At 67.3% G+C, this 17052-nt stretch carries 17 protein-coding genes; 10 read left to right on the forward strand and 7 right to left on the reverse strand.

Annotated features, from left to right (window positions below; genetic code table 11):
• Positions 1-143: 143 nt before the first annotated feature.
• The 3 genes from AC5JCN_RS26480 to der all read left to right on the forward strand — a co-directional run bounded on the left by AC5JCN_RS26480 (position 144) and on the right by der (position 2925).
• Positions 144-725 (forward strand): NnrU family protein, encoded by a 582-nt coding sequence (locus tag AC5JCN_RS26480; RefSeq protein WP_495758149.1) that lies wholly within the window; start codon positions 144-146, stop codon positions 723-725.
• A gap of 102 nt (positions 726-827) precedes the next feature.
• Positions 828-1487, forward strand: a complete 660-nt coding sequence (locus AC5JCN_RS26485) for a tetratricopeptide repeat protein (protein WP_495758150.1) — start codon at positions 828-830, stop codon at positions 1485-1487.
• 40 nt (positions 1488-1527) lie between these two features.
• Positions 1528-2925, forward strand: coding sequence for a ribosome biogenesis GTPase Der (der, locus tag AC5JCN_RS26490; protein ID WP_495758151.1), 1398 nt, complete (start codon positions 1528-1530; stop codon positions 2923-2925).
• Positions 2926-3083: 158 nt separating this feature from the next.
• On the opposite strand, the gene rplI is transcribed toward der, so the two are convergent.
• The 4 genes from rplI to rpsF form a co-directional block, all read right to left on the reverse strand.
• A complete protein-coding gene (gene rplI / locus AC5JCN_RS26495; RefSeq protein WP_495758152.1) occupies positions 3084-3650 on the reverse strand; it encodes a 50S ribosomal protein L9 in 567 nt (188 codons plus the stop codon).
• A 49-nt stretch (positions 3651-3699) separates the two neighbouring features.
• Entirely contained in the window at positions 3700-4689 is a 990-nt protein-coding gene (locus AC5JCN_RS26500) for a DUF2232 domain-containing protein (protein WP_495758153.1), read from the reverse strand.
• Between the two features lie 123 nt (positions 4690-4812).
• Entirely contained in the window at positions 4813-5052 is a 240-nt protein-coding gene (gene rpsR, locus AC5JCN_RS26505; RefSeq protein WP_495758154.1) for a 30S ribosomal protein S18, read from the reverse strand.
• Entirely contained in the window at positions 5052-5516 is a 465-nt protein-coding gene (gene rpsF / locus AC5JCN_RS26510) for a 30S ribosomal protein S6 (RefSeq protein ID WP_495758155.1), read from the reverse strand. The genes rpsR and rpsF overlap by 1 nt, the downstream gene beginning before the upstream one ends.
• Positions 5517-5784: 268 nt before the next feature.
• On the opposite strand from rpsF, the gene fabD reads away from it, so the two are divergent.
• The 7 genes from fabD to gmk all read left to right on the forward strand — a co-directional run bounded on the left by fabD (position 5785) and on the right by gmk (position 12505).
• The gene (gene fabD / locus AC5JCN_RS26515; protein WP_495758156.1) at positions 5785-6729 is read left to right on the forward strand and encodes an ACP S-malonyltransferase; all 945 of its coding nucleotides are present in this window, start codon (positions 5785-5787) and stop codon (positions 6727-6729) included.
• A 54-nt stretch (positions 6730-6783) separates the two neighbouring features.
• Positions 6784-7521 (forward strand): 3-oxoacyl-[acyl-carrier-protein] reductase, encoded by a 738-nt coding sequence (gene fabG / locus AC5JCN_RS26520; RefSeq protein ID WP_495758157.1) that lies wholly within the window; start codon positions 6784-6786, stop codon positions 7519-7521.
• 248 nt (positions 7522-7769) lie between these two features.
• Positions 7770-8006: an acyl carrier protein gene (locus AC5JCN_RS26525; RefSeq protein WP_482756720.1), complete on the forward strand. Its 237-nt coding sequence runs from the start codon at positions 7770-7772 to the stop codon at positions 8004-8006.
• 37 nt (positions 8007-8043) lie between these two features.
• Entirely contained in the window at positions 8044-9309 is a 1266-nt protein-coding gene (fabF, locus tag AC5JCN_RS26530) for a beta-ketoacyl-ACP synthase II (protein WP_495758158.1), read from the forward strand.
• 160 nt (positions 9310-9469) lie between these two features.
• Complete coding sequence (mltG, locus tag AC5JCN_RS26535; protein WP_495758159.1) at positions 9470-10861, forward strand: endolytic transglycosylase MltG; 1392 nt, start codon at positions 9470-9472, stop codon at positions 10859-10861.
• 100 nt (positions 10862-10961) lie between these two features.
• Entirely contained in the window at positions 10962-11849 is an 888-nt protein-coding gene (locus AC5JCN_RS26540) for a YicC/YloC family endoribonuclease (RefSeq protein ID WP_495758160.1), read from the forward strand.
• Entirely contained in the window at positions 11846-12505 is a 660-nt protein-coding gene (gmk, locus tag AC5JCN_RS26545; RefSeq protein ID WP_495758161.1) for a guanylate kinase, read from the forward strand. Before AC5JCN_RS26540 ends, gmk begins: the two co-directional genes overlap by 4 nt.
• 9 nt (positions 12506-12514) lie before the next feature.
• Here gmk and rsmA read toward each other — a convergent pair whose 3' ends face one another.
• The 3 genes from rsmA to lptG form a co-directional block, all read right to left on the reverse strand.
• On the reverse strand, positions 12515-13372 hold the full coding sequence (rsmA, locus tag AC5JCN_RS26550) for a 16S rRNA (adenine(1518)-N(6)/adenine(1519)-N(6))-dimethyltransferase RsmA (RefSeq protein ID WP_495758162.1): 858 nt from the start codon (positions 13370-13372) through the stop codon (positions 12515-12517).
• 21 nt (positions 13373-13393) lie between these two features.
• Complete coding sequence (locus AC5JCN_RS26555) at positions 13394-15823, reverse strand: LPS-assembly protein LptD (RefSeq protein WP_495758163.1); 2430 nt, start codon at positions 15821-15823, stop codon at positions 13394-13396.
• A gap of 137 nt (positions 15824-15960) precedes the next feature.
• A complete protein-coding gene (gene lptG, locus AC5JCN_RS26560; RefSeq protein WP_495758164.1) occupies positions 15961-17049 on the reverse strand; it encodes an LPS export ABC transporter permease LptG in 1089 nt (362 codons plus the stop codon).
• Positions 17050-17052 lie beyond the last annotated feature (3 nt).

Below are 17052 nucleotides of genomic sequence, written 5' to 3' on the forward strand. Positions count from 1 at the left end.
TGGGTGCGTCAGGACTGACGCCACGCGGCTGTCCAGCCGGAAATGGCCTCGACAGCGCCAGCAATCGCCTTTTCGGGAACCGCGCCCTTGTCCCCCGCATCACCGGGAGCTTAGGCTCCGGCGCCCTCATATGCGGACCCGTCATGCTCCTCCTCATCCTCGGCCTGATCCTCTTCCTCGGCGCGCACTCCCTGCCCACGCGTCCGGCCCTTCGCGCCAGCCTCGTCGCCTCGATGGGCGAGAACGGCTACAAGGGCCTCATGACCCTGCTGTCGCTTGCGGGGTTCGTCCTGATCGTCTGGGGCTTCGGGTCGTATCGCGGGGCGGGCTATATCCCGCTGTGGGAACCACCGACCGGGCTGCGGCACCTGACCGTGCTCCTGATGCTGTTCTCCTTCATCGCCCTCGCAGCCTCGAAGGGGCCGCCCGGCAACATCCGCTACCGGCTGAAGCACCCGATGCTGGTGGCGGTAAAGATCTGGGCGCTGGCCCACCTCCTCGCCAATGGCGACCTCGGGTCCGTCATACTCTTCGGCGCCGTGCTCGCCTGGGCGGTCTATGACCGGATCTCGGTGAAGCGCCGTGGCGCGCAACTGCCGCCGCCGCCCGATCCCGCGCATGCCATGCGAAACGACGTCATCACGGTGGTCATCGGCATCGTCGCATGGGGCGCCATGATCGCGCTGCACCCGCTGCTGATCGGCGTTCCCGTCTTCGGCGGCTGATCGTCCCTGTCAGGCGGGGCGGCATGACAAAGCCCGCCCCGCATGCTAATCGCCGTGGCGACACGAGCGGGGCACTTTCCCGCGCCAGCATCAAGCAGGGCCATGGCCGACATTTTCCGCGAGATCGACGAGGAAGTCAGGCGCGAACGCGCGTTCGACGTCTGGAGGAAGCACGGCAACAAGATCGTCGGGCTTGCCGTCCTGATCGTCATCGCCGTGGCCGGCTGGCGCGCCTGGCAGTATTTCGAGACGCAGAAGGCGCAGGAGGCCGGCGCGAAGTTCGAGCAGGCATTGCAGGACAGCAAGGCCGGCAAGACCGCGGAAGCCGAGCAGGTCCTGTCCGACCTCGCGAAGTCCTCCACCTCCGGCTATCAGAAGCTGGCCCGCCTGCGCGAGGCCGGCGAGATCGCCAAGGCAGACGCGGCAAAGGCCGTCGAGGCGTATGACGCGATTGCCGCCGACGGCTCTGTCGACGCCGCCATGCGCGACGTGGCACGCCTTCGTGCCGCCATGCTGCTGGTCGACACGGCATCCGGCGACGATCTCCAGAAGCGGCTCTCGCCTGTCATCGACGCGGGAACCTTTGCGCCCAACGCGCATGAATTGATCGGCCTCGCCGCCCTCAAGGCGGGCGACTACGAGGCTGCCGGAAAGGCGTTCGACCAGATCATCACGGACCGCAATGCGCCGCCCTCGCTGCGCCAGCGCGCCGAACTGTTGCTGGCGCTCGTCAAGGCCGGGCCGCTGAAGCCCGCCTCCTGAGTGTTCGGCGGGGAGATCCGCCCCGCACGGAGACCCCTGGATGTCCTTCACGGTCGCCATTCTCGGCAGGCCCAACGTCGGCAAGTCGACCCTCTTCAACAGGCTCGTCGGCAAGAAGCTGGCTCTGGTCGACGACCAGCCCGGCGTCACGCGCGACCGGCGCGTCGGCGAAGCACGTCTCGGCGACCTCGACTTCAAGGTGATCGACACCGCCGGCCTGGAGGAAGCGGGCCGCGAGACGCTGGCCGGCCGCATGCGCGCGCAGACCGAGGCGGCGATCGGGGATGCCGACGCCATTCTCTTCGTCATCGATGCCAGGGCAGGGCTCACCCCGACGGATCGGCACTTCGCCGATCTCGTGCGGCGGGCCGCCAAGCCCGTCATCCTGCTGGCCAACAAGGCGGAGAGCCGCGCCGGGCACCTGCAGACCTACGAGGCGTTCGGGCTCGGCCTCGGCGATCCCATCCCGTTTTCCGCCGAGCACGGGGAGGGGCTGTCCGACCTCTACGACGCGCTGCGTGAAGCATTGCCGGAGCAGACGGCCGCGCCCGACGACGACGTGGCCGAGCATGACGTCGTCGTCGTCGAGGGCGAGGAGGAGGAGAGCGAGGAGGAGCGCGCCCGCCGCCCGCTCCGCATCGCCATCGTCGGCCGGCCGAACGCCGGGAAATCCACCCTCATCAACCGCATGCTGGGCGAAGAGCGTCTCTTGACCGGCCCCGAGGCCGGCATCACGCGCGACTCCATCGGCCTCGACTGGTCCTGGTACGGCCGTCCCGTGAAGCTGTTCGACACGGCCGGAATCCGCAAGCGCGCACGCGTCGAGGACAAGCTCGAGAAACTGTCGGTCGCCGACGCGCTGCGCGCCGTGCGCTTCGCCGAGGTGGTGGTGCTGCTGCTCGATGCCACCATCCCGTTCGAGAAGCAGGACCTCGCCATTCTCAGCGTGATCGAGAAGGAGGGCCGGGCCCTCGTCGTCGCCGTCAACAAGTGGGACCTCGTCGCCGACGATCCCGGCCGGCTGACACGGATGAAGGAGGATTCGGAGCGCCTCCTCTCCAACGTTCGCGGAGCCGCCATCGTGCCGGTATCCGGGCTCGCGGGCACGGGCATCGATCCGCTGATGAAGGCGTGCGCCGAGGCCGAGCGCATCTGGTCGAAGCGCATCTCCACGTCGCAGCTCAATCGCTGGCTCGACCGCACGGTGCAGCAGCATCCGCCGCCGGCCGTTTCCGGGCGCCGCATCAAGATCCGCTACATGACTCAGGTGAAGGCGCGGCCGCCGCACTTCGCCCTGTTCGGCAACCAGCTGGACTCGCTGCCCGACAGCTATGTCCGCTATCTCATCAACGGCCTGCGCGAGACGTTCGACCTGCCGGGCACCCCGATCCGGATCAGCATGCGCATGCCTGAAAACCCGTACGATAAAAAAAAGTAGGGCGCTCACCCTTACCCTCTCCCGACCTGGGAAAAGGGGGTCTTCCACGTCGAGACAAAACGAAAACGGCGGAGCCAGGCTCCGCCGTTTGATTTTCTGACACCACGCCCAAGTGCCCTCTCCCGATTTGGGAGAGGGTAGAGGTGAGAGTCTTGGCCTCAGCCCTCGTCGCCCTGCGCTTCGGCCAGCGCCGCGCCGACTTCCAGGCCGAGCTCCTCGAGGTTCGTCTCCTCGCGGCCGGCGAGGACGCTCTCGCCACGCGCCTGACGCTCGGCTTCTTCGGGGCTGCGCGCGACGTTGACCGTGACCGGCACCTCGACTTCCGAGTGCAGGTGCACCGGCACCGAGTGCAGGCCCAGCGTCTTGATCGGCGCGTTCAGCACGATCTGATTGCGCGACACGCTGAAGCCGCCGGCGGTCAGCGCATCCGCGATGTCGCGGGTGGAGACCGAGCCGTAGAGCTGGCCCATTTCGCCGGCCTGGCGGATGAGCACGAACGACTGGCCGTTCAGCGTTTCCGAAACCTTCTCGGCCTCGCCCTTGGCTTCGAGGTTGCGGGCCTCGAGCTGCGAGCGCTGCGTCTCGAAGCGGGCCTTGTTGTCCTTGGTGGCGCGCAGGGCCTTGCCGCGCGGCAGCAGGAAATTGCGGGCGTAGCCGTCCTTGACGCGGACGGTTTCGCCCATCTGGCCGAGCTTGGCGACGCGTTCGAGCAGGATCACTTCCATGGGTCTCTCCTTGATGTGTTGAGGGTCATGCTGTCGAAACAGGGGTGGATCAGGTGGAGCCGGGCCGCGCCGCAGGCGGGCCGCTCCTGCCGGCCCGCTTGGCGCGGAGGCCGAGGAACGGGTCGATGATGCCGATGACGGCATAGAGGAGTTGCGGCCAGCCGGGCAGCAGGAAGAAGACGACATAGGCGGCGGCCAGAATGCCCACGCGCCCGCCGATGCCCTTGGTGACGACGTGGATGACGCCGAGGCCCTGCAGGCAGTACGCCATGGTCATCGCCCCTGCGAGCGCGCGCCCGGCGAGGCCGAGGAAGCCCGGCAGCGCGATCCCTGCGGCGATCCCGGCGAGAAGGAGCCCGAGCGCGCCCATCGGCAGCGTCGTCCAGGCGAGGTCGGGCCAGGGACGCGGGAAGCGGCCGGACTTGAGCACGATCCGGGCGGCCAGCCAGATCAGGAAGACGGAGATGGCGGCATCGGCGGCGGTCGCCACCGGCGGGGCCACGATCGCGAACAGGTCGGCGAACTGGTCCAGCGACTGCGTCTTCGCGTCCGGCGACAGCCCCTGGAAGGCGTTCGGATTGAGCGTCTCGAGGAGGGGTGCCGCCCTTTTGAAGCTGGCGACGAATTCATCGTAGGACAGGCTGATCAGGAGCGCGTTGACCACGGTCGTGGCCGCCGAGACGCAGGCCACCCAGCCCAGCAGGCGGCCCATGGGATACCATTCGGTCGTGGTGTCCGTCGTGCGCGCGAGCAGCAGCAGGTAGGCGAACCACCACGCGGGGAGCGCGACGCCGACGGCGAACTGGATCGCAAGCTCGATCGACTGGTTCTCGGACACCAGCAGGACGAGAATCGTCGAGACGATCGCGGCGACCAGACCGGCGCGGTGGTTCCACGCCATGGCGACGATCAGGATCGGCAGGGGCGACAGGAAATAGAGCAGCATCGCCAGCGCCGACAATTCGGCCCTGTCGATCACCACGAAGAGCAGCGCGGACACGAAGCCGGCTGCGGCGCCTATGCCGAGAAAAGAAGCCATCGTCGAGCTGTCCCGCCTCCAAGCGGTTAGGGACGGGTCAAGCCCGCCCCAGCCATGCCCTGCGCCGGATGACGCCCGGGTGACAGTAGGAGTGGCGGGGCACCGGAGCGCCCCGCCGGAAGATCAGGCGATTACGTAGGGCAGCAGGCCGAGGAAGCGCGCGCGCTTGATGGCCTGGGACAGCTCACGCTGCTTCTTGGCCGACACGGCCGTGATGCGCGAGGGCACGATCTTGCCGCGCTCGGAAATGTAGCGCGAGAGCAGGCGCGTGTCCTTGTAGTCAATCTTCGGCGCGTTCGGGCCGGAGAAGGGGCAGGTCTTCCTGCGGCGGAAGAAGGGGCGGCGAGCACCGGCTCCGGACATCAGACAGCCTCCTCGGCAGGAACATCATCACGACGCGGACGCGGCGGGCGATCACCGCCCGGGCGCGGAGCGCCACCGGGCCGGCCACCGAATCGGCCGCCACCGAAGCCGCGCTCGCCGCGGTCGTCGCGATCGTCACGGTCGCGCTTCTGGAGCATCGCGGAGGGACCCTCCTCAAGCTCGTCCATGCGAATCGTGATGAAGCGGATGATGTCCTCGTTGATGCGCATCTGGCGCTCCATCTCGGCCACCGCCGCCGCGGGGGCGTCGATGTTGAAGAGGGAGAAGTGCGCCTTGCGGTTCTTCTTGATGCGGTAAGCGAGGGACTTCACGCCCCAATACTCGACCTTCTCGACCTTGCCGCCGCCCGCCTCTATGACGGACTTCAGCTGCTCGGTCATGGTCTCGACCTGCTGGGCCGTCACGTCCTGACGGGCCAGGTACACATGCTCGTATAGAGGCATTCCTTGGCCTTTCCAGTTCAGCGCTTCCGGCGCGAAGCCCTTCGGGCCCTGCGAAAGGCCCGAGCGGGAAGTATCCGAAGGCGGAGACACGGGAAGACGGGAGCGAACCCCCTGCCGGCATGCCGGCCTTCCGTTCAGCCCCCGGCCGGAAGCTGCGAAGGCGCTCCCATACAGGGGAGGACGGCCGGGCGCAAGGGCCGCCCGGCACTTGACATGCGCCGCGCGCGCATGCCTTTCCCGCCGCACTGTCACTTCCGGGAGCTCAGAAATGTCGTCCGCCTACACCTTTCCCGGCCAGGGAAGCCAGGCCGTCGGCATGGGCAAGGCGCTGGCCGAGGCCTTCCCGGCAGCCCGCTCCGTCTTTGCCGAGGTCGATGACGCACTGGGCCAGACCCTGTCGGCGCTGATGTTCGACGGACCCGAGGCTGAGCTGACCCTCACCGCCAACGCGCAGCCGGCGCTGATGGCGGTCAGCATGGCGGTCGTGCGCACTCTGGAGGCGGAAGCCGGGCTCGACCTTGCCCGGGACGCGGCCTTCGTGGCGGGCCATTCGCTCGGCGAGTATTCGGCGTTGGCTGCCGCGGGCAGCCTCAGCATCGCCGACGCCGCGCGCCTCCTCCGTATTCGCGGCGACGCCATGCAGGCGGCGGTCGCGCCGGGGCAGGGCGCCATGGCCGCCCTTCTCGGGGCCGAGTTCGAGGTGGCGGCCGCCCTCGCCGAGGAAGCGGCCCAGGGCGAGGTCTGTCAGGCCGCCAACGACAATGGCGGCGGGCAGGTGGTGATTTCGGGAACGAAGACCGCCGTGGAGCGCGCCATGGAGCTCGCCAAGGGAAAGGGCGTGCGCCGGGCCGTGCTGCTGCCGGTCTCCGCGCCCTTCCATTGCGCGCTGATGCAGCCCGCCGCCGACCGCATGGCGGAGGCGCTGGCCAGCGCACAGATCCGTGTGCCGAAGGTCCCGGTGGTCGCCAACGTGCTCGCCGCGCCGGTCACTGATCCCGCCCGCATCCGTGAGCTTCTGGTGGCGCAGGTCACCGGCACGGTGCGCTGGCGCGAGAGCATCGCCTTCATGGCGGCGCAGGGAGTTCAGACATTCTATGAACTGGGTGCCGGCAAGGTGCTGAGCGGACTCGTCAAACGCATCGCTGCGGAAGCCGAGGGCGTCGCCGTCGGCACGCCGCACGATGTAGAAGCGTACAAGGCCCGACAGGGCTGAACCGAACCCGTCCCGATTCTCCGGCCTGATCGGCCGCATCCAGGGAGCACCTTCATGTTCGACCTGACCGGCAGGACGGCCCTCGTCACAGGTGCCTCGGGCGGTATCGGCGGCGCCATCGCGCGGGCGCTGCGAGCCCAGGGCGCGGTCGTCGCGATCTCCGGCACAAGGCGCGAGGCTCTCGAATCGCTCGCGGGCGAGATCGGCGAGGGCGTTCATGTCCTGCCGGCCAACCTGTCCGACAAGGACTCCGTCGAGGCCCTTGTGCCGGCGGCCGAGCAGGCGATGGGCCAGCTCGACATCCTGGTCAACAATGCAGGCGTCACCCGCGACAACCTCTTCATGCGCATGAAGGACGACGAGTGGGATCAGGTGATCCGGGTGAACCTGGAAGCCTCGTTCCGGCTGATGCGCGCCGCCGTCAAAGGGATGATGCGCCGGCGCAGCGGCCGCATCGTCTCCATCACGTCGATCGTCGGCACGACCGGCAATCCCGGGCAGGGCAACTATGCGGCTTCCAAGGCGGCGCTGGTCGGCATGTCGAAGTCGCTGGCGGCCGAGGTCGCCTCGCGCGGCATCACCGTAAACTGCGTCGCGCCGGGCTTCATCGAGACGCCGATGACGGATGTGCTCAACGACAAGCAGCGCGAGTCGATCCTCGGCAACGTGCCGATGGGACGGCTCGGAAGCGGGCAGGACGTGGCGTCCGCTGTGGTGTACCTGGCCAGCCAGGAGGCGGGCTACGTCACCGGCCAGACACTTCACGTCAATGGCGGAATGGCAATGATATGAATGGATTACGCCGAGGTATGCAGACCTTTTCCAGTGTTGGCGGACCTCTCGCCAACCCTATGAAAGTATGTTACCAACCGGCAACGTCCTGTGGGGGCTGGAACGCACCGTGCGGCGTTTGAGCGCGACCGAGGGCATCCCGGCGGGACACCCCGTCGCAACAGCCGGCTCGCATTCGCGGGCCGGTTCTTTCGTGGCCGCTGCGGGTTGGGCCGAGCGGTGTCGAACAGTGCAAGTGAGGTTTTGAGATGAGCGATATCGCCGCCCGCGTGAAGAAGATCGTGGTCGAGCATCTGGGCGTCGAGCCGGAGAAGGTCGTGGAAAGCGCCAACTTCATCGACGACCTCGGCGCTGACAGCCTCGACACCGTCGAGCTGGTGATGGCCTTCGAGGAAGAGTTCTCGGTCGAAATCCCGGACGACGCAGCCGAGACGATCCGCACGGTCGGCGACGCCGTCAGCTTCCTCGAGAAGAAGGCGGCCTGACGGCCGCCTTTAAAGTAAGCGGATCGGGACCGGTTTGATGCGGCGTGTCGTCGTGACGGGCCTGGGGATGGTGACGCCGCTGGGATGCGGCGTCGAAGTCACCTGGAAGCGGATCATCGAGGGGCGCAGCGGCGCGTCGGCCATCACGGCCTTCGACGTGTCCGACCTGCCGGCGCGGATAGCGTGCTCAGTGCCGAGGGGCGACGGCTCCGACGGCACGTTCAACGCCGACGACTGGTTCGATCCAAAGGACCAGCGCCGCGTCGACGATTTCATCATCTTCGGCGCGGCCGCGGCCACCCAGGCCCTCGCGGACGCGGGCTGGAAGCCTGCCGCCTACGAGGACCAGATCGCGACCGGCGTCCTCATCGGCTCCGGCATCGGCGGGATTGGCGGCATCTACGATGCCTCCATCACGCTGGCCGAGAAGGGCCCGCGGCGCATTTCGCCGTTCTTCATCCCGGGGCGCCTGATCAACCTCGTCTCTGGCTACGTCTCCATCATGCACGGCCTCAAGGGGCCAAACCATGCGGTGGTGACCGCCTGCTCTACCGGCGCCCATGCGATCGGCGACGCGGCTCGGCTGATCGCGCTCGGCGATGCCGACGTCATGGTGGCGGGCGGCGCGGAATCCCCGATCAACCGGCTCTCCCTGGCTGGCTTCGCGGCCTGCAGGGCGTTGTCGACCAGCTTCAATGACACGCCGGAAAAAGGCTCCCGCCCCTATGACAAGGACCGCGACGGTTTCGTCATGGGCGAAGGCGCCGGAGCGGTCGTGCTGGAGGACCTGGATCATGCCCGGGCCCGCGGCGCACGGATCTATGCTGAAGTGGTGGGCTACGGCCTGTCAGGGGACGCCTACCACATCACCTCGCCGAGCGAGGACGGCGACGGCGCCTATCGCTGCATGGCTGCCGCACTGAAGCGGGCCGGCCTGACCCCGAGCGACGTCGACTACATCAACGCCCACGGAACATCGACCCCGCTGGGCGACGAGATCGAGCTCAAGGCCGTCGAGCGGCTGCTCGGCAACGCGGCCGGGGATCTCCTGATGTCGTCGACCAAGTCGGCAGTCGGGCACCTCCTGGGCGCGGCCGGCTCTGTCGAGGCGATTTTCAGCATTCTGGCCATGCGCGACGGGATCGCGCCGCCCACCCTCAACCTCGACAACCCGTCGGTGGATACGCCGGTCGACCTCGTGCCGCATGCTGCCCGTGAGCGGCGCATCGACGTCGCGCTGTCCAACTCATTCGGGTTCGGCGGCACCAACGCGTCCCTGGTCTTCCGGCGCCACGACGCCTGAGGAAGCGAACCTCCTTTCGCCATATTGGCGGGTAGGCTCTGGGCACCCTGGGGGTTTGCAATGCTGGCGTTTGCCAGCGTGGAGTGTGTTAGCTTGGCCATGACGAGGGCGACGAAAAGGGCGATTCCACGCTCGGCCCCGGTACGCCGGAGGGCGACTGATGCCGCGTAGCCCGACGGAAGCGCTTCAGCCGGTGGCCGCTCCGCCACCACCGCCGCCACCGCCCGAGAAGCGCCGGCGGCCATTCATCAACTTCCTCAGCGGCATGTTCTCCCTGGTGATGGTGCTGGCCGTTCTCGCCGGCGCGGCGCTCTTCATCGGCAAGATCCAGTTCTACGCGCCCGGCCCACTCGCCTCCGACAAGGTTGTGACGGTGAAGGGCGGGATGACCGACGTCGCCGACCAGCTCCGGCAGGAAGGCATCATCGAGCACCCGCTGCTGTTCATGGCAGGCCTCCAGATCCTCGGCAATTCGTCGAAGCTCAAGGCGGGCGAGTACCAGTTCAAGCAGAATGCGAGCCTGTCCGACGTCATGCAGACGCTGGTCGAAGGCCGTTCCATCCTGCACACCGTGACAATTCCGGAGGGACTAACGAGCCAGCAGATCGTCGACCGGCTTCGCGAGAACGACGTCCTGAGCGGCGACGTCACGGACATCCCGGCCGAGGGCACCCTGCTCCCGGACACCTACAAGTTCGCCCGTGGCATGAGCCGCGCGCAGCTCCTCGACCGCATGGCGCAGGAGCAGGAGAAGGTGCTGAAGGAGGTGTGGTCGCGCCGCACCGGAGACCTTCCCGTGAAGTCGCCGAAGGACATGGTGGTGCTGGCCTCCATCGTGGAGAAGGAGACCGGCAGGGCCGACGAGCGCAGCCGGGTCGCGGCCGTGTTCATCAATCGGCTGAACCGGAACATGAAGCTGCAGTCCGACCCCACGATCGTCTACGGACTGGTGGGTGGGCAGGGCACGCTCGGCCGCGGCATCCTCCGCAGCGAGATCGAGAAGCCGACCCCGTACAACACCTACGTCATCGCCGGGCTGCCCCCGACGCCGATCGCCAATCCGGGCCGGGCAGCGCTGGAAGCCGTCGCGAGCCCGTCCCGCACGCGCGAACTCTACTTCGTGGCCGACGGCACCGGCGGGCACGTCTTCGCCGAGACGCTCGACCAGCACCAGAAGAACGTCACCAAGTGGCGCCAGATCGAGGGTGACAAGCGCGACGCGGCGCCGGCCGACGCCCTTCCCGGAGCGCCCGGCGGCTCGGCTCCGGGGCTGCGTGGCGACGCCGGGCAGGCCGCCGATCCGGCGGCTGTCCTCCCGCCGGTCTCACCCAGCGGGCCGCCGACCCAGCGCAAGGTCCGCTCGGGCACGACGAAGGCGCCCGCCGACCTCGGCATAGGCGACATGCCGTATGCCGCCATTCCCAGCGCCTCGGCCTACAACAGCGGTCCGCGTGGCAATCTGGACGCCGTGGCGGGTACGCCCAAGGACCCGATCCTGAACCGGACCTTCGACCTCAACAGCCCGAAGACGGTGCCGGCCATCCCACAATAGCGGGGCCGGTCGGGTCCTGTGGGCTCCGGGCCCGCTGCGCTCCCAATCTGCGTGGAATGCGCTAAGGTGCGCGCCCGTTCGGCCCGGAGTTGACGCGCATATGGCCCTATCCAGCATGACCGGCTTCGCCCGAGAGGCCGGACAGACCGGCCCATGGCGCTGGGCGTGGGAGCTGAAATCCGTCAACGCCAAAGGCCTCGACGTGCGGCTGCGCGTGCCTGCAGTGTTCGAGTTTCTGACGGACGAGGTGCGTGGCCGGCTCGGCAAGGCCGCGCAGCGCGGCACCTGCTTCGTCAACCTCACCGCTACGCGTGAGGAAAGCGCCCCGGTGGCGCGCCTGAACACGCAGCTTCTGGATACCCTCGTCGAGGCTCTCGCCCCCTATGACGGCCGCATGGGCCTGCGCGCGCCCTCGGTGGGCAGCCTGCTGTCCGTGCGAGGGGTCGTCGAGATCGCGGAGACGCAGGACGAGCCGGAGAAGGCCCAAGAGGCGGCAAAAGGGCTGCTGGACGGGTTCGACGCGGCACTGGAAGCACTCGTCATCGCGCGGAGGCGGGAGGGAACGGCGCTCGGTGCCATCCTTGTGCAGCGCCTCGACAGGATGGCAGCCCTCGCCGATGCGGCAGACGCCGCGCCGGCCCGCCGTCCGGAGGCCATCAAGGCCCGTCTTGCCGAGCAGGTCGCCGCCCTTTTGGACGCATCCCAGCAACTCGATCCCGTCCGGCTGCATCAGGAAGCCGTTCTGCTGGCCACCAAGGCCGATATCCGCGAGGAGATCGACCGGCTGCGGACCCATGTAGGGGCAGCCCGGGAACTCCTCGCGCAGGGGGGGCCGGTAGGCCGGCGGCTGGACTTCCTGGCGCAGGAGTTCTCGCGGGAAGCCAACACGCTGTGCGCCAAGGCCAACGACGTGTCGCTGACCGTGATCGGCCTCGACCTCAAGACAGAGGTCGAGCAGTTTCGTGAGCAGGTTCAAAACGTCGAATGACCGATATGACCACGCAGCTCGAAAACGACGTCGTCGCCCGCCGGGGATTGATGCTCGTGCTCTCGTCTCCCTCCGGAGCCGGGAAGACCACGCTCACCCGGCTGTTGCGCGACGAGGAGCCGAGCCTCACGCTGTCGGTCTCCGTGACCACGAGAAAGCGCCGTCCGAGCGAGGTGGAGGGGGTGCATTACCGCTTCATCGACGTTGACGAATTCATCAGCCTGCGTGACAGGGGCGACCTCCTGGAATGGGCCGAGGTCCACGGCAATTTCTACGGATCTCCGCGGCGGGAGATCGACCGCTCGCTGTCAGCGGGCAAGGACATCCTGTTCGACATCGACTACCAGGGCGCGATGCAGGTGCGCCAGAAAGCACCCGACGACGTGGTCAGCATTTTCATCCTGCCGCCGTCGATTCCCGAGTTGCGCCGCCGTCTCGAGCGCCGGGCGGAAGACGCGGCGGACGTGATCGAGAAGCGGCTCGCGGCAGCGAAAGTGGAGATCGACCGCTGGCGTGACTACGACTACGTGCTCGTCAACGACGACCTGCAGCGCACCTTCGCGAGGCTGCGGGCCATCCTCGTGGCCGAGCGGCTCCGGCGTGACAGGCAGGTCGGCCTGCCGGCCTTCGTGGACACGCTGCTCTCCGCCTTCTGAGCTCTCTGCTCAGCGCTCCTCACGCGCGGCGCGCCACGCATTGGCGAGGGCGACGAACCCCTCCACCGGCACCGTCTCGGCCCGGGCGGTCGGCTCGATGCCGGCCGCCGCGAGAAGTGGCGCGGGATTCCAGCCGAGGCTCTTCAGGCTTTGCCGCAGCATCTTCCGGCGCTGGCCGAAGGCAGCCTGCGTCACGGCGGCGAGGTCGTCCTTACGGCAGGGCAGCGGGTCGGGGCGAGGCACGACCTGCACCACCGACGACGTCACCTTCGGCTGAGGCACGAATGCCGAGGGCGGCACGTCGAAGAGGATCTTGCTGCGCGCCCTCCAGCCGGCGATCACGCCCAGCCGGCCATAGTCCTGCTGGCGGGCCGGAGTGGCGACGATGCGCTCCGCAACCTCGCGCTGGAACATCAGGGTGAAGTTGTCGAACACCGGCGGCCAGGGCTCGGTCTCGAGCCAGCGCACCAGAAGCGCGGTCGCGATGTTGTAGGGCAGATTGGCGACGATCCGCGCCGGCGGCTCCAGCCCCAGCGCGGACGGGTCGATGTCCATCGCATCACCGCTCACCACCTCGAGACGGCCGGGCCACCGCGCGGCAATCTCCGCCAGCGCCGGGAGGGCACGCTCGTCCCGCTCCACGGCGACGACGCGGCGGGCGCCATGCGCGAGGAGCGCCCGTGTGAGCCCCCCGGGACCGGGGCCGATCTCGAGCACGGTCACGCCATCGAGCGGGCCCGATGACCGCGCGATGCGGCCGGTCAGGTTGAGGTCGAGAAGGAAGTTCTGGCCCAGCGACTTGCGAGCGGCGAGGTCGTGCCGCGCGATCACCTCACGCAGGGGAGGCAGGTCGTCGATCGCGGTCACGGCCGCCTCCGCGCTTGCGGCTCAGTTGTTGGAGTCGGAGGTGTTGGACGTGTAGGAGTAGCCGGCTGCACCGAGTGTCCTCAGCTCGAGGCGGACCATGACCGTCTGGTCCCGATCCTTGGTGCCGTCCGAATTCGATTCCTTGGCCGAGTTCGAGTAGCTGATCGTGAAGGTCGTGCACTCGTCGCGGTAGCCGCCGCCGAGCGACAGCCTGCTGATGCCCACCTTGTTCGAGGTCTGCTGGCCCGGATAATAGAACTCCTCCTCGGCCTGGCGGCCAAGGTCGACATACACGCCGCCCGCGACGAACCAGTTCGGGAGCACGAAAAGCTGGGCGGAGGCGGCGATGCCTTCCTGCCTCGTGTACTTGCCCAGCGCCGGCTGCGGCGCGTAGTTGGCGTAGAGCAGGCTGGCGCTGAACCGGCTGAAGCTCACGCGCGACTCAAGCTCCAGCCGCTGCAGGCTGAAGTCGCTTTCGCCGAGGCGCGTCCGCGCTGTGAAGGAGAAATTCTGGTTGGGCACGTACTGCGCCCGCGCGACGTAGTCGGATCGCGTGCCGGAGAGGCCGGCATCCCGGCCCGTGCCCGAAAGGTCGGAGTAGTTGTAGGAGTTGCGGCCGGCAAGCTGGAAGGATTCGCCGAACAGCGCATTGAAATTGCCGCCGCTCGGGAAATTCAGCGTGTACTGCGCGCCGACATTGGCGCGGGTGCCACCCTCGACGCGATCGTATCCCGAGAACTTGCTGACGCTGAAGAGCGTGGTGTCGTCCATCACGAGGCTCTGGGCGTCTTCGTTGGGGAACTTGCCGATCTGGGTTTCGTTCGGCCGGACGATGATCTGGCCGATGGGCTCGATGACGCTCTCGCCCAGGAAGGAGTTGGCGACGAATGGATAGCGGTAGGTCCCGCCGACGGCGGGCATGACGCGGGCCAGCACCTCGCCGGACGTGTCCGTGAAATTGGGCATGTACTGGTTGAAGGTGCCGGTCGAGTCGATGTTGGCCAGTGCGAGGTCGGCCCGCAGCGAGCCGAACGGCGTCCAGGACTGACCCAGCGGATCGATGAATGTCCGCCGCCAGTCCATCTGGACCGATCCCCTCGTGTAGTCGCCGGGGAAGCCCTTCACCAGGCACTCCAGCCGATTGTACCGGTTCGGTGCGCAAGTGTCGTACAGGTTGTTGGTTTCGCCGTTCGAGATGATCGGGAACAGGTACTGTCCCGGTGCGCCGTTCTCGTTGACGAGGCTCTGGAACGCGGCTTCCGACCGCTGGATGTGCGTCAGGTTGGCACTGAGGGCGAGTTCACCCCCAAGGAATGCGGGTCCCTGGAAGCGCCGGTCGTAGTCGATGCTAGGCAGCACTTCAGGCTGGATCTTCTGCCAGTCCTTGTAGGACAAAGTCTGGAAATAGTAGCCGCGTGCGTCGAACCAGCTCCGGTCGCCCTTGCCGGTCATGTAGATCGTCGAGACGGCTTCCTTGAACCCGGTCAGGTTGAAGTTGTCGGCGGACTGGAGCCGGTACTTGTAGTTGCTGAGGAACCACTTGTCGGAGACGAGTTTGACGTCCCAGCCCCACTTCCACTTCTCGTTGATGAAGAACTGCCCGGCGGTCTCGAGCGAGCCACGGAAGTCGCGCCCGCGCGGACCGTAGGGCGGGTAGAGGAAGGCGTTCTGGTCCTGCTGGAAGATGCCGGCGCCCCTGATCAGGTAGCTGCCGTTCATCAGCCGATGGCGCCACTCCAGATTGCCGAGCACGCCCTGCCGCGACAGGAGCGTCGGCGTGATCGTCATGTCGTAGTTCGGTGCGAGCGCCCAGAAGTACGGGATGGACACGCCCGTGCCGAGCGCCGTGGACGCGATGTAGCGGGGCGCGAGGAAGCCCGACTTGCGTTTCACCGTCGAGTCCGGCGCGGAGAAGTAGGGGACGTACGCCACCGGGATGCCGCCGAACTCCAGCGTCGCATCCTCGTAGTAGATCATCCGTTCCTGGTTCTTGTGGATGATGCGCTTGGCACGCACCTGCCATACCGGCGGACGGGACGGGTCGTCTGCGCAGGGCAGGCAGGCCGTGTAGGTGCCGTTGTCGAAGACGGTGGTTTCGCCGCCCGTGCGCTCGGCACGGGGCGCGGCGAGGCGGGTGTTCTCGTTCGTCTTCACCCGGAGCGAGTCAATGAAGCCTTCCTTGAAGTCGCCGGTCAGATCGAAGCGGTCGCCGTAGGCGACCTGGCCGTCCGTTTCGGTCAGCTTGGCATTGCCCTCGGCATAGACGCGGTTGGTATTGCGATCGAACGTGACCTTGTCGGCTTCCAGCACACGCCCCTGATAGTAGAGCTGCGCATCGCCTGACGCGGAAATGGTGTTCTTGTCGCGGTCGTAGACAAGCTCCTTGGACTCGACGAGCAGCTTGTCTTTCTGTTCGTCCTGCTTTTTCCCGTTGGCTTTCCGGGCAAGCATGTCCGACAGCGTTTGCGCCTCTGCGGGACGCGAACCTGCAAGGAGCCCAACCCCAACGACGGAGGCGAGCAGGGCAGCTATCAGAAGGCGATCATGCATGCCCGAACCACAACGGCCGACAAACTCACGGCCCGTCATCACCCGTCCTCTTGATACAACAGGGCGAGCGTTCCGAGCAAACTGGCTACCACAGCAGGAGACCACGCGGCGACACCCGCCGAGAGAATCCCTGCCGACCCAAGGTCCGAGGTGAGCTTGTTCGCCACGTAGAGCAGGAAGCCCGCCGTGACCCCGCCGAGGACCATTTTCGCGACTCCACCAAACCGGAAAAATCTTAAGGAAACCGAAGCGGCAATGAAAACCATTGCGAGGAAGAGAAGCGGCTTTGCGAGCAGGGTTTGGAGCTGAAGCCGGTAGGGTGTTGCATCAAGGCCAGCCTTCTCGGTCCTCCATATCAGCCCGGGCAGCTCCCAGAAAGGCACGGTCTCGGCCGACGAGAAGGACTGGCGCACCTGCTCGGGCGAGAGATTGGTGGCCAGCGAGTAGCTCTCGAAGGACTCAGGCTGCTCCAGGCCGATCACGCGCACCTTGCTGAGGTCCCAGTAGCCGTCCCGCAACTGTCCCTGGGTCGCCTCGATCCTGTGGACAAAGCGGCCTTCCTTGTCGAACTCGAACACGGTCACGCCGCTGAGCACCGTTCCGGACGCCGTGGAACGGGAGGCGCGGATGATCGCCTGCCCGTCGATGCTGCGCTGACGCACCCAGAGTTCGCTGTCGTTCTGGTTCGTCGCCTTCCCGAGACGGGCGACCTCCGTCAGGGACGCCTGCTCCTTCAGGTAGGACGCTACGGGATTGTAGACGCAGACTGCCAGGATCCCGAGAAGCAGGGCGACGAGGAGCGGAGTCGTCAGGAACTGCCAGACGGAGATGCCAGCCGCACGCGCCACCACGAGCTCGAGTTTGCGCGAAAGGTTCAGCAGCGCCGCCATGGCGCCGAACAGCACCGCGAAGGGAAGGACCTGCTCGGCCACTGCTGGCGTCCGGAACAGGGAAAGCTGGGCCAGCAGCGCTGCCGAGACGTCGGCGACGTCTCCCGTCCGGCGCACCAGCTCGACGAAGTCGAGCGTGTAGATGAGCGCGAAGACGGTGACGAACACGCCGATGATCGCGCGCAGAAAGCGCATCGCGAAATAGCGGCCCAGCGTCCGTCCGATCAGTCCGGGCATGCG

The sequence above is a fragment of the Alsobacter sp. genome, assembly GCF_059501845.1.

Bases quoted from the DNA above. Each gene is read 5' to 3' on its own strand.
- AC5JCN_RS26480 (WP_495758149.1), top strand. From the start codon at position 144: ATGCTCCTCCTCATCCTCGGCCTGATCCTCTTCCTCGGCGCGCACTCC.
- AC5JCN_RS26485 (WP_495758150.1), top strand. From the start codon at position 828: ATGGCCGACATTTTCCGCGAGATCGACGAGGAAGTCAGGCGCGAACGC.
- der (WP_495758151.1), top strand. From the start codon at position 1,528: ATGTCCTTCACGGTCGCCATTCTCGGCAGGCCCAACGTCGGCAAGTCG.
- rplI (WP_495758152.1), bottom strand. From the start codon at position 3,650: ATGGAAGTGATCCTGCTCGAACGCGTCGCCAAGCTCGGCCAGATGGGC.
- AC5JCN_RS26500 (WP_495758153.1), bottom strand. From the start codon at position 4,689: ATGGCTTCTTTTCTCGGCATAGGCGCCGCAGCCGGCTTCGTGTCCGCG.
- rpsR (WP_495758154.1), bottom strand. From the start codon at position 5,052: ATGTCCGGAGCCGGTGCTCGCCGCCCCTTCTTCCGCCGCAGGAAGACC.
- rpsF (WP_495758155.1), bottom strand. From the start codon at position 5,516: ATGCCTCTATACGAGCATGTGTACCTGGCCCGTCAGGACGTGACGGCC.
- fabD (WP_495758156.1), top strand. From the start codon at position 5,785: ATGTCGTCCGCCTACACCTTTCCCGGCCAGGGAAGCCAGGCCGTCGGC.
- fabG (WP_495758157.1), top strand. From the start codon at position 6,784: ATGTTCGACCTGACCGGCAGGACGGCCCTCGTCACAGGTGCCTCGGGC.
- AC5JCN_RS26525 (WP_482756720.1), top strand. From the start codon at position 7,770: ATGAGCGATATCGCCGCCCGCGTGAAGAAGATCGTGGTCGAGCATCTG.
- fabF (WP_495758158.1), top strand. From the start codon at position 8,044: ATGCGGCGTGTCGTCGTGACGGGCCTGGGGATGGTGACGCCGCTGGGA.
- mltG (WP_495758159.1), top strand. From the start codon at position 9,470: ATGCCGCGTAGCCCGACGGAAGCGCTTCAGCCGGTGGCCGCTCCGCCA.
- AC5JCN_RS26540 (WP_495758160.1), top strand. From the start codon at position 10,962: ATGGCCCTATCCAGCATGACCGGCTTCGCCCGAGAGGCCGGACAGACC.
- gmk (WP_495758161.1), top strand. From the start codon at position 11,846: ATGACCGATATGACCACGCAGCTCGAAAACGACGTCGTCGCCCGCCGG.
- AC5JCN_RS26555 (WP_495758163.1), bottom strand. From the start codon at position 15,823: ATGCTTGCCCGGAAAGCCAACGGGAAAAAGCAGGACGAACAGAAAGAC.
- lptG (WP_495758164.1), bottom strand. From the start codon at position 17,049: ATGCCCGGACTGATCGGACGGACGCTGGGCCGCTATTTCGCGATGCGC.